The following is an 11,812-nucleotide window of genomic DNA, read 5'->3' as shown; positions in this document are numbered from 1 at the left end:
GAGAAACCGACCACCACTATGAGCCAGCCATCCACACGCACCGCCGTCGGCGCCATCCTGCCGACCGGCCTGATGCTCTTCGCCCTGTTCTTCGGGGCAGGCAACCTCATCTTCCCGCCCCTGCTGGGGGCCGCCTCCGGCAGGTCCTTCATTCCGGTCATGGTGGGCTTCCTCGCCACCGGGGTGCTCATGCCACTCATCACCGTTGTCGCCGTCTCCACCTCCGGTGAGGGGATCCTGGGCCTGGCTCGCAGAGTGGGACCCCGATTCGGCACCGTCATGCCGCTGGCGGTCTACCTGGCGATCGGCCCGCTGTACGCCATCGCCCGTGTCACCACGGTCGCCTACGAGCTGGCGACCCGCCCGGTACTCGAGCTGCTGGGAATTCAGGACTCCCGCCTGGCCCTGCTGGTGCACGTGACGGTGTTCATGGGGGTGTCCTTCAGCATCGCCCGCAGCCCGAGCCGCCTGGCCGACCGCGTCGGGCGCTGGCTCACTCCCGCCCTGCTGGCCCTACTGGCCCTGCTGTGCGGGGTCACCATCGCGATGTCCCCCAGGGTGGAGCGCGAGGCCATCGAGCCCTACGCGAGTGATCCTCTGACCAATGGGCTGACTCAGGGCTACCTCACCATGGACGTCCTGGCGGCCACCGTCTTCGGCATCGTCGTCATCACCTCTCTGCGCGAACGCGGCCTGACCTCTCCCCGCGCCCTGGTGCGCGGCACGGTCCTGTCCGGTGGTATCGCCGCTGTGCTCCTGGGGCTGGTGTACGTCGGCCTGGCCGTCCTGGGGACGCGTACCCGCGGGCAGATCACCGTCGACACCAAGGACGGCACCGCGCTGCTGCGCAACGCGGCCTCCTCGACGCTGGGGACCTCGGGAGTGGTCATCTTCGCCGCCATCGTCATCCTGGCCTGCCTGACCACCGCCGTGGGCCTGATGGCCTCCTGGGCCGGCTACGCCTACACCGCCTGGCCGGCCGTCTCCTTCAACCGGCAGCTCGCCGCCTGCGCGATCGTTTCCTTCACCCTGGCCAACCTGGGCCTGAGCGCCATCCTCAAGATCGCGGGACCCTTGCTGTTCCTGCTCTACCCCCTGGCCATCGCCCTGGTCGCCGTGACCCTGGTCGACGCTGTGGCACCGGGACGGCTCAAGGCCGCCTACCTGTGGTGCGTGAGCACGGCCGGGATTCTCGGATCCGTGCCGGCCATCACCGCCGCCGGTTGGGATGGCCCCAGCAGGCTGCTGGCCAGCACCGGCCTGTGGAGCGACTCCACCGGATGGATCCCTCCGGCACTCCTCGCCCTGGGGATCGGCATCCTCCTGGACATCCGCTCCGGAGCCTGGTCCACGCCCGCCCCCGGGGAGCCTCCCAGCCGGGTCCAGCAGGACGTCGAGCACGCCGCGGCCTCACAGCTGTGAGCGGTCCGGCACGCGATAGCCTCACGACGTGCCCACGACTCGCCCCCGCGACCCAGCCCAGACGCCGCCTCCGAACCATGAGCGGCTTCTGCCGACACTGCTCATCCCCGCCTTTGTCACGCTGCTGGCCGTCTCCTCGGTCAATGTCATCCTGCCGGCGGTCTCCCACAGCCTGAGCGCCGGCACCGCCGGGCTCCAGCTCGTCGTCTCCGGTTACGCCCTCGTCTTCGGGGTCGTCCTGGTCCCGGCCGGCCGTGCCGGCGACGTCATGGGGCGGGGGCGGCTCTTCGTCATCGGCATGCTCCTGTTCGGTGCCGGTTCGCTCGCCTCTGGCCTGGCTCCCGACGTCGCCACCCTCAACCTGGCCCGGGTCGTCATGGGAATCGGCTCAGGGCTGCTCAACCCGCAGGTGACCGGCATGATCCAGCAGTACTACTCCGGTGAGGCCCGAGGACGCGCCTTCGGGCTCTTCGGCGCCGTCATCGGGGTCTCGGTGGCGCTGGGGCCGGTGCTCAGCGGCGGGTTCATCGGCTGGCTCGGGGACGACTGGGGCTGGCGCGCCTCCTTCCTCATCAACGTCCCCCTCACCCTGGCTGGCGTCTGGGCCGCGCGCCGCTACCTGCCGGCCTCCGCCTGGCAGCGGGGGAGCGACACAGGTCAGACGGAACAGGCGGACAGCCCTGACGCCGCCGGGAGTGCCGGTGCCGGGGCCGCCCACCGCGGCCGGGTCGATCTCGACCCGGTGGGGATGGGGCTGCTCGCCGTCGGCACGCTGCTCATCATGATCCCCTTCATGGAGGCCTCGGCCGGCACCTGGATCTGGGGCCTGGAGGTCGCCGGCATCGGCGTCATCGGCGCCTGGGTGGCCTGGGAGAAGCGCTACCGGGCCAGGGGCGGTGCCCCCATGGTGGACCTCAGTCTGCTGGCTATTCCCTCCTTCGCCTACGGGAGCCTGGCCATCGCCGTGTACTTCCTGGGCTACACCAGCGTGTGGATCATCGTGGCCCAGTACGTCCAGGCCGGCCTGGGATCCACCGCCCTGGCCAGCGGTCTCATCGGAGTCCCCTCCGCCCTGGCGGGATCGATCACTGCCGCCGTCGCCGGCCGCCGGGTGATCCGGGTGGGACGGGTCATGGTGCTCGGCGGCATGGTGCTGGGCATGGTGGGGCTGCTGGCGAGCATCGGCATCATGTACATGCACGCGCGCGCGGGGTGGAGCCCCTGGTGGCTGACTCTCACGCTGCTGGTGCTCGGAGTGGGGCAGGGCCTCGTGGTCTCCCCGAACCAGACCCTCTCCCTGGCCGACGTCCCCCTGGAGTACGCCGGGGCCGCGGGCGGCATCCTCCAGACCGGTGAGCGCATCGGGGCCTCCATCGGCATCGCCGTCATCACGGGCCTGACCTTCCGCGTCTCGCACTCCTCGGGCTGGGAGGTTGCCGCTCAAGCCGGCCTGCTGGCCGTCGTGGCCACCATCGCCGTGGCCGCGGGGGTTGCCGCCATCGACCTGCGCCTGGCGCCCCGCCGTCGTGTCAGCGGCGCACCCGCAGGACCCTGAAGCCCTTTGAGGAGGCCGTTCGGCTCACGTCCCAGCCCTGGTCCCTCAGCCAGGCCGCCAGGGAGTCGGCTCCCAGGTTCTTGAGCACCACCAGCCAGGCCTCGCCGTCGTTGGACAGCAGCGCCAGCCAGTCCAGCAGCAGGGCGTGCAGGGCCTCCTTGCCGATGCGCACCGGTGGGTTGGACCAGATGAGGTCCACCGTTCTGGAGCTCTCTCGCAGCTCGGCCAGCAGCGCGTCGGCCGGGGCGGTCCGCACGTTGTCCAGGCCTGCGGCAGCGGCGTTGCGAGCGGTCAGGGCCAGGGAGCGCTCGTTGACATCAGTGGCCAGGACCCGCGCCTGCGGAGCGGCCCCGGCCAGGGCCAGCGTGATCGGGCCCCAGCCGCATCCCAGGTCGAGGAAGGTCCCGGTCTCGGGCGGATCGGCGACGTGGTCGAGGAGGACCTGTGTGCCCTTGTCGAGGCGGTCGGCGCTGAAGACGCCCGAGGCCGTGACCACCGTGTGCTCGACGCCGCGGATCGAGAACCGGTGAGTGCGTTCCTCAGCCTCGACGGCGGGGGAGGCGGTGAAGTAGTGCTCGCTCACACCCGTCAGGCTACCCGCGTACTCTGACGGGCATGACCGCCCCGCCCAGCTCCTCGAGCAGTCCGTCGATCGGGGCGCTCCTGGGCTCGCGGGCGGGGCACCTGGCGATGGCGGTGCTCGTCGTCGAGCTGCTGGCGGGCATGCAGGTCTACCTCAACCAGACGGTTCTGCCGCTGCTGGCCACCGAGATGGGCGCCCGCAACACCTACGGTCTGGTGACCGCCGCGGCCCAGGTCCCCGCCTTCCTCACGATGCCGCTGGGCGGGGCCATGCTCACCCGGTGGCGGCCGGCCCGCCTCATGACCGCGCTCACCGTCCTGCTGGTGGTCGGCGCCGTCGTCGGAGCCCTCGCCCCGAACGTGGGGGTGTACGTCCTCGGGGAGATCCTGCGGGGGCTGGCAGCCGGGGCTCTGGCGACCGCGACCATGGGGGTCATGGTTGCCGGCCTGCCCGATGCCTGGAGACGACTGTGCCTGGCGGCGGGCTCGGGCATGTGGGTCGTGGCGGCCCTGGCCGGCCCCGTCTACGCCTCCGGCGTCAGCGCCTCCTGGGGCTGGCGCTGGGCCCTCGTGGCCTACCTGCCCGTGCTCATCGCGGCCCGGGCCGTCATGGCCACCCAGATCCGCGACCTCAGCCTGGATGAGGAGACGGGGCGCGACGAGGCGGTGCCATGGCTGCCCGCCCTGGCTATGGCCGCGGGCGTGGCGCTCATCGGTGCGCTGCGCGCCTCCAACCCCTGGTTCTGGCCCGGCGTCGCCATCGGCACCGCCCTGGTGCTCTGGTCCTGCTCACGCGTCCTGCCGGCCGGGACCCTGCGCCTGGTACCCGGCCGGCGCGCGGGCATCGCCACCTTGCTGTGGGTGTGCGCCTTCTTCCTGACCCTGGACTTCCTGGTGGCCCCCAGCGCCCACGACGTCTTGGGCATGACCCCGACCCAGACCGGCTGGGCGCTGACCGCCGGCGGCGTCGGCTGGTCGGTCGTCGCGATCGCCTGCGGGGCCCGCCCGGCGCGAGAACCGGAGGCCTACCGACGCCGCACTACGCTGGCCGCGGTCTTCTTCGTGGTCGGAGCCACGCTGATGGTGATCACGGTCCTGGGCCGACCGCACTGGTGGGGGCTGCCCGTGGGATACGGCGTGGCCAGCATCGGCATGGGCCTGACCCACCTGGACACCATGAACCGAATCGTCACCGATCCCGCCCGGCCCGACGGCATCACCCACGCCCAGGCCGCCACCGCCGTGACGATCGCCGGTGCGGCCGGCGGTGCCGTCCTGGGGACGGCCGCCACGGCCTTCGTCGCCCCCACGGCAGCCGGTGTCGAGACGGACCGGCTGTGGCCGACGCTCGTCATGCTCGCCGTGGGGCTCCTCCTCACCCCGCTTCTGGCCCGACGCGCCGCTTGAGCGCGCAGGTGGCCTCGCGCGCCCGCGGGCAGTAGCATCGCCCCCATGTGGATCCTTCGTATGCGCTGAAACGGCGGCCGGCGCCGCTCCCCGCCAGAACCATCGCGCCCCATCGGAGGGGCGCAGGCATACGACAAAGGACATTTTGTGACCCAGCACCACTCCACCACCCCCTCCACCCCCGAGGACGCAGCAGACTTGCGCGACACCCGCGACGCCCATGAGGGCCGTGACGTCCGTGACGTTCACGACGTCCATGACGTTGTGGCCCGGGTCCTGTCCCGGACCGGAACCGCCCTGGCCTCCACCGCCGCCCAGCACGAGCACGCTGATGGCTACGAGGACGGCCTCGACGACGGCGCCCTGGAGCGGGAGGCCCGCGCCGCCCGCCGCCGTGTGGCTGGCCTGTCCACCGAGCTGGAGGACGTCAGCGAGGTCGAGTACCGACAGGTCCGCCTGGAGAAGGTCGTCCTGGTCGGCCTGGAGCTGCCCCGGCCCCACGGCCCGGCCACCGGCGCACCGGGCGGAAGCGGCCAGGTGCGCGACACCCAGGACGCCGACACCTCCCTGCGCGAGCTGGCCGCCCTGGCCCAGACCGCCGGCAGCGAGGTCCTCGACGCCCTCATCCAGAAGCGAGACCACCCCGATCCCGCCACCTACCTGGGCAGCGGCAAGGCGCGCGAGCTGGCCGACGTCGTGGCCGCGGCCGGAGCCGACACGGTGATCGTCGACGGCGAGCTCGCCCCCTCCCAGCGCCGCGCCCTGGAGGACGTCGTCGGCGTCAAGGTCGTCGACCGCACCGCCCTCATCCTGGACATCTTCGCCCAGCACGCCAAGTCCCGTGAGGGTAAGGCCCAGGTCGAGCTCGCCCAGCTCGAGTACCTCCTGCCGCGCCTGCGCGGATGGGGCGAGTCCATGTCCCGACAGGCCGGAGGCCGCGTGGCCGCCGGTCAGGGCATCGGCTCGCGCGGCCCCGGAGAGACCAAGATCGAGCTCGACCGGCGCCGCATCCGCCAGCGCATGGCCCGCCTGCGCCGCGAGATCCAGGCCATGGCGCCCTCACGCGAGACCAAACGGGGCTCGCGCCGACGCGGGGCCATCCCCTCGGTGGCGATCGCCGGCTACACCAACGCCGGCAAGTCCTCCCTCATGAACCGCCTCACCGAGGCCGGCATCATGGTTGAGGACGCCCTGTTCGCCACCCTCGACCCCACCGTCCGGCGGGCCGAGACCTCCGAAGGACGCACCTACACCCTCACCGACACCGTCGGTTTCGTGCGCAACCTGCCCCACGAGCTTATCGAAGCCTTCCGCTCCACCCTGGAGGAGGTCGCCGGGGCCGACCTCGTGCTGCACGTCGTCGATGCCGCCCACCCCGACCCCCTCAGCCAGGTGGCGGCCGTGCGCACCGTCCTGTCCGAAATCCCCGGAGCCCTGGACGTGCCCGAGCTCATTGTCCTGAACAAGACCGACCTTGCCGACGCCGTCACCCTGGCCGCGCTGCGCACCGGCCTGCCCGGGGCGGTCGCGGTCTCGGCCCGCACCGGGGAGGGGATCGAGGAGCTGCGCGCCCGCATCGAGCAGATGCTGCCCCACCCGCAGGTGAGCATCGACGTCGTCGTGCCCTACTCCCGCGGGGACCTCGTCTCCCGGGTCCACGCCGAGGGCGAGATCGACACGGTCGACTACGTCGAGTCGGGCACTCACGTCGTCGCGCGCGTCGGCGCCGCCCTGGCGGCCGAGATCGAGGGCGCCGCCGCAGGCGTCACCGTCGACTGAGAGGCGCCGTGACCCCGAGCGAGCCGAGCCGGACGGAGCGGCCTGACACTGATGGCGCCGGCGACCGCCGGGTCCTGGACGTCCTGGACGCCGCGGTGAGTTCCATGGGAGGAAGCCCCCGCCAGGGGCAGACCACCATGGCCCGGGAGGTCGCCCAGACCCTGGCCGACGGCACCCACCTGCTGGTGCAGGCCGGCACCGGGACGGGAAAGTCGCTGGGCTACCTGGTGCCCGCCATGGTCCACGCTGTGCAGGCCGGGGCCCGGGTCGTGGTCTCCACCGCCACCCTGGCCCTGCAACGGCAGATCCTCACCAAGGACGCACCCCTGGCAGCCGACGCCGTCGAGCAGGTCACCGGCACCCGCCCCGAGGTGGCCCTGCTCAAGGGCTGGCAGAACTACCTGTGCCGGCACCGGCTGGACGGCGGCTACCCGCAGGAGGAGGACGAGTCCGCCCTCTTCGGCGTCGGGGAGGCCATCGCCCAGCCGGCCGCCGGGCACGGGAGCGACGCGAGCCTGGGCGAGCAGGTGGTCCGCCTGCGCGAGTGGGCGGCCAGGACGGACACCGGCGACCGCGACGACCTCGTCCCCGGCGTCTTTCAGCGTGCCTGGGCCCAGGTCTCCGTCTCGCGGGCCGAGTGCCTGGGGCAGTCCTGCCCCCTGAAGTCCGAGTGCTTCCCCGAGCTGGCGCGCGCCGCCGCCTCCCGGGCCGATCTCGTGGTGACCAACCACGCCATGCTCGGCGTGGTCGTGGCCGGCAACCCCGGGGTCCTGCCCGACCACCAGGTCCTCATCGTCGACGAGGCCCACGAGCTGGCCGACCGCATCCGCTCCCAGGGCACCATCGCCCTGTCGGCGGCCGCCGTGGCGCGCACCGCCGCCACCGCCCGCAAGCACGCCTCCGTGCTGGTCAGCGAGCTGGAGTCCGCGGGCCAGACCCTCCAGCTCGCGCTGGCTGAGCTGCCCGACGGCCGCCTGGAGGCGCCCCTGCCCACCGCCCTGCACGACGCGCTCGTGCTCCTGGACGGCGCCGCCCGCCAGGTCGCCTCCGACGTGCGCGACCAGGCCCGCGCCCTGGGGCGCGACCGCTCCAGCGAGGCCGCCGGGGGCCTGGCGGTCGCCCGCACCGCTGTCGCGGACCTGGTCGACGCCCTGGACCGCATGACCTCGGACTCGGTGGCCCAGGGACGCGACGTGGCCTGGATCGAGCGTCCCCGCATGGGCGCCGAGCCCCCACGCCTCCTCCTGGCCCCCATCGAGGTCGCCGGATCGGTGGCCGGCCACCTGCTCAACGGCCGCGCCAGCGTCATGACGTCGGCGACCCTCGCCCTGGGGGACAGCTTCGATCCCATGGCCCGCTCCCTGGGACTGACCCTGGCCGAGCAGCCCTGGAGAGGCCTCGACGTCGGCTCCCCCTTCGACTACCCCCGTCAGGGCATCCTCTATGTGGCCGCCCACCTGCCCCGCCCCGGCTCCGGCATTTCCGAGGCGGCCCTGGATGAGATGCTCGCCCTGGTCGAGGCCTCCGAAGGCGGCATGCTGGGCCTGTTCTCCTCCCGGCGCGCCGCCCAAGAGGCCGCCGAGGTGCTGCGCGGAGCCACCGACCTGCCCGTCTACGCCCAGGGCGACGACCAGCTGCCCACCCTGGTGCGGGCCTTCGCCGAGGACGAGGCGGCCTGCCTGGTGGGCACCCTCTCGCTGTGGCAGGGCGTGGACGTGCCCGGGCGCACCTGCCGCCTCGTCGTCATCGACCGCATCCCCTTCCCCCGGCCCGACGACCCGGTCGCCCAGGCCCGCACCGACGCCGTCGTGGCCTCCGGCGGCAATGGCTTCATGAGCGTATCGGCCACCCACGCGGCCCTGCTCCTGGCCCAGGGGGCGGGGCGTCTCATCCGCCGCAGCCAGGACCGCGGCGTCGTCGCCGTCCTGGACTCGCGTCTGCGCACGGCGCGCTATGGGGGCTTCCTCACCCGCTCCATGCCCGCCCTGTGGCCGACGACGAAGCCCGATGTAGTCCGTGCCGCTCTGAGGCGTCTTGCTCTCCGTTCCGATGCCCCGGGGGAGGAGTGAACCCGTCGGCTGGGCCTTTGGGTATGTGCCCCTCGGGAGGATATGCACGTAGGCTTGGCGCGAGCGGGTGCTCGCGCCCCTGCGGTCCTGCCCAGCAGATCCCATTGAGGAGAAGAACGTGTCAGACCACATCACCACTACCGCTGAAGGCTCCTACCCCACCAACCGTTCCGGCCGCCCCTCCAAAGTCGCTGTCATCGGTGCCGGGGCCGTCGGCTCCACCCTCGCCTACGCCTGCGTGACCAAGGGCGTTGCCCGCGAGGTCGTGCTGCAGGACATCGTCAAGGAGAAGGTCGAGGCCGAGGCCCTCGACATCGCCCAGGGAATCCAGTTTACCTCCGCCGGCTCCGTCTCCGGCTCCGACGACCCCGAGATCTGCCGCGACGCGGACGTCATCGCCATCACCGCCGGCGCCAAGCAGAAGCCCGGCCAGTCCCGCCTCGAGCTGGCTGGCGCCACCGTCGGCATCATGGAGAAGATCCTCCCCAAGCTGGTCGAGGTCGCTCCCAACGCCATCTTCGTCCTCGTGGCCAACCCGGTGGACGTGGTGACCTACTGCGCCAAGAAGATCACCGGTCTGCCCGAGAACCAGGTCTTCGGCTCCGGCACGGTGCTGGACACCGCCCGGATGCGGTACCTCATCTCCCTGGAGACCGGCACGGCCGTCCAGAACATCCACGGCTACATCGCCGGTGAGCACGGCGACTCCGAGGTGCCCCTGTGGTCCTCCACCGAGATCGGCGGTGTGCCGATCACCCAGTGGGGCACCACCCTCGACGGCGGCGTGTTCGACGAGTCCAAGCGTGAGCGCATCGCCCACGACGTGGTCCGCTCCGCCTACCGCATCATCGAGGGTAAGGGCGCCACCAACTACGCCGTCGGCCTGGCCGTGCAGCGCATCATCGGCGCCGTCCTCAATGACGAGCAGCGGGTGCTCACCATCTCCCCGCTGCTGGACAACTGGCACGGCATCTCCGACGTGTGCATGGCCGTCCCCACGATCGTGGGACGTGAGGGCGCCGGGCGTCGCCTCGAGCTGCCCCTGACCCCCGAGGAGAAGGAGCGCCTGACCGCCTCCGCCGACCGCCTGCGCGAGGTCGCGCGCGGCCTGGGCTACTGAGCCACTGGTCTGAAACGCGGAAGGACCGCCCCGGTCAACGGGGCGGTCCTTCCGTCATGCGGGCCTGGCGTGCCTACAGGGCGCGCAGCACCGTCACCACCTTGCCCATGATCGTGGCCCGGTCTCCGTCGATCGGGGCGTAGCTGGAGTTGCGGGGAAGCAGCCACTGGTGGCCGTCGCGTCGCGAGAGCACCTTGACCGTGGCCGAGGCACCGTCGACGTCCTCGATCATGGCCGCCACGATCTCACCGTTGGCCGCGTCGGGCTGGGAGCGCACCACCACCCAGTCACCGTCACAGATGGCGGCCTCGATCATCGAGTCCCCGTGCACCTCCAGCATGAAGAGCTCGCCCTCGCCGGTCAGGCGGCGAGGCAGGGCCATGACATCGGTGACCTCCTGCTCCGCCAGGATCGGGGCACCGGCGGCAATCCTTCCCACCAGCGGAACGGCGACCGCCTCCCCGTCCTCGACGCCGGGGACACTGGGGGAGTCAAGTGAGGTGACGTGAGCGCTGCCGGGGGTGGCCGCGCGGCCGCTCGGTGCGCTGTCGGCGCAGACGACCTCCATCGCCCGAGGCCGATTCGGGTCTCGGCGCACCAGGCCCAGGCGCTCGAGCTTGTCCAGCTGGTGCTTGACGGAGGAGGGGCTGGTCAAGCCCACCTGCTCACCGATCTCACGCAGTGAGGGCGGGTAGCCGTGGGTGGCGATGGCCGCGCGGACGGCCTCATAGACCGCGCGGGCGCGCTTGTCGAGGTCGTTGATGACCTCCGTGACCGCCGCTGCGCTGATCTGCTCAGCATCGCCGGCTCCGGCGTGCGGCATCGGGGTCGATGAGTCGCCCTGGCGTGCTGTGGTGCTCATGGTCCTGGCCCTCCCTGCCGGACGGCCCTCAGGCCCGGGGGCGTCAAGGGCTCGGAATAGATGTCGGTGGTCCGTGATCGTCTTGGACATGACCAGCCTACCGGCGACGCGACCACGATTCAAACACATGTTCGAAGACATGCTGGACGTGTTGCCTCTCAGGCGCTAATGTATCGAACAAGCGTTCGTCGAACATGTGTTCAGGAGGTTGCCGTGAGTGCCATCGCCATCCCGCTCCCGTCCCGTCAGGCTTCTCGGGCTCGGAGTGATGAGCCCGTCGCCGGGCCGGCCAGTGGCCGGGCCGGCGGGCAGTCCTCCCGTCGGCCTCGGTTGAGGCTGGTCACTGACGACTTCGTCCCCGAGGCTCCTGTGGGGCGTAGTGTCGAGGGCGCGCAGCGCCCCGGGGTCGCATCCGCTCGTGTCGCGGCGCTGCCGGCAGCGCCGCCAATGCGTCGCCCCGCGGCGCCTGCTGCACTGCGGGGTCGTCGCTCGGAGCTGGAGAGGCTGGCCCCGCAGCACCCGGCGGTGCGTGCCGCTGGGCTGCGACGTAGCGCCCTGCAGGAGGAGGGCCGGAGAGGCGGCGCCGCTCAGCGTCCCGGCAAGGGGGAGCCCGTCCCGTCCCGCCCGCAGGAGGCGGTGGAGACGGAGGTGCGCTCCCCAGGTGGACTGCGGCTTCTTCGTGGCGGTCTTGCGGTCATCGCCGCGGCCCTCGTGCTCGCATGCAGCGGACTGGCCATCGGGGCCCTGGCGGGCATGGCCTGGGCGGGCCCCGCTACGGCGGTTGCGCAGGTGCAGGCGGATACCACCACCACGGTGGTTCGTCCCGGTCAGTCCCTGTGGGACATCGCCGAGGCGAGCGGGACCGCGGACGTCCCGGGGATGGTGGCCCAGATCGCCGAACTCAATGACCTGAAGGGAACGACCATCCGTGCCGGGCAGACGCTGGAGATCCCTGCGGCGTGAGAACTCGTGCACGGATCGCACCGTGAGGCGGGCTTGCGGGGCGGCCCGCCGGG

General features: G+C 72.0%; 9 protein-coding genes. 7 read left to right on the top strand and 2 right to left on the bottom strand.

The features are described 5' to 3' along the window. Positions 1–18: 18 nt before the first annotated feature. Entirely contained in the window at positions 19–1,422 is a 1,404-nt protein-coding gene (gene brnQ, locus FK267_RS10450) for a branched-chain amino acid transport system II carrier protein (protein ID WP_141407128.1), read from the top strand. A gap of 28 nt (positions 1,423–1,450) precedes the next feature. Further along, a complete protein-coding gene (locus FK267_RS10445) occupies positions 1,451–2,977 on the top strand; it encodes an MFS transporter (protein ID WP_141407127.1) in 1,527 nt (508 codons plus the stop codon). On the opposite strand, the gene FK267_RS10440 is transcribed toward FK267_RS10445, so the two are convergent. Beyond that, positions 2,952–3,560, bottom strand: a complete 609-nt coding sequence (locus tag FK267_RS10440; RefSeq protein ID WP_141407126.1) for a class I SAM-dependent methyltransferase — start codon at positions 3,558–3,560, stop codon at positions 2,952–2,954. The genes FK267_RS10445 and FK267_RS10440 overlap by 26 nt on opposite strands. Before the next feature lie 32 nt (positions 3,561–3,592). Here FK267_RS10440 and FK267_RS10435 point away from each other — a divergent pair, with 32 nt between their 5' ends. From FK267_RS10435 to FK267_RS10420, 4 genes are all read left to right on the top strand, one after another. Further along, positions 3,593–4,966 carry an MFS transporter gene (locus FK267_RS10435; RefSeq protein ID WP_141407125.1) on the top strand — a complete coding sequence of 458 codons (1,374 nt, stop codon included), beginning with the start codon at positions 3,593–3,595 and terminating at the stop codon, positions 4,964–4,966. Positions 4,967–5,113: 147 nt separating this feature from the next. Further along, positions 5,114–6,745: a GTPase HflX gene (hflX, locus tag FK267_RS10430; protein WP_141407124.1), complete on the top strand. Its 1,632-nt coding sequence runs from the start codon at positions 5,114–5,116 to the stop codon at positions 6,743–6,745. Positions 6,746–6,849: 104 nt separating this feature from the next. After that, complete coding sequence (locus FK267_RS10425; RefSeq protein WP_373693146.1) at positions 6,850–8,814, top strand: ATP-dependent DNA helicase; 1,965 nt, start codon at positions 6,850–6,852, stop codon at positions 8,812–8,814. Positions 8,815–8,932: 118 nt separating this feature from the next. Further along, positions 8,933–9,934, top strand: a complete 1,002-nt coding sequence (locus tag FK267_RS10420) for an L-lactate dehydrogenase (RefSeq protein ID WP_075378235.1) — start codon at positions 8,933–8,935, stop codon at positions 9,932–9,934. Positions 9,935–10,007: 73 nt separating this feature from the next. Here FK267_RS10420 and lexA read toward each other — a convergent pair whose 3' ends face one another. Further along, entirely contained in the window at positions 10,008–10,796 is a 789-nt protein-coding gene (gene lexA, locus FK267_RS10415; RefSeq protein WP_141407122.1) for a transcriptional repressor LexA, read from the bottom strand. Between the two features lie 213 nt (positions 10,797–11,009). On the opposite strand from lexA, the gene FK267_RS10410 reads away from it, so the two are divergent. Next, the gene (locus tag FK267_RS10410; RefSeq protein ID WP_141407121.1) at positions 11,010–11,759 is read left to right on the top strand and encodes a LysM peptidoglycan-binding domain-containing protein; all 750 of its coding nucleotides are present in this window, start codon (positions 11,010–11,012) and stop codon (positions 11,757–11,759) included. The last annotated feature ends 53 nt before the right edge of the window (positions 11,760–11,812 follow it).

It is taken from the genome of Actinomyces oris, from assembly GCF_006546825.1.
Taxonomy (GTDB): Bacteria; Actinomycetota; Actinomycetes; order Actinomycetales; family Actinomycetaceae; genus Actinomyces; species Actinomyces oris.
This window is presented reverse-complemented; position numbering and strand designations above follow the sequence as displayed.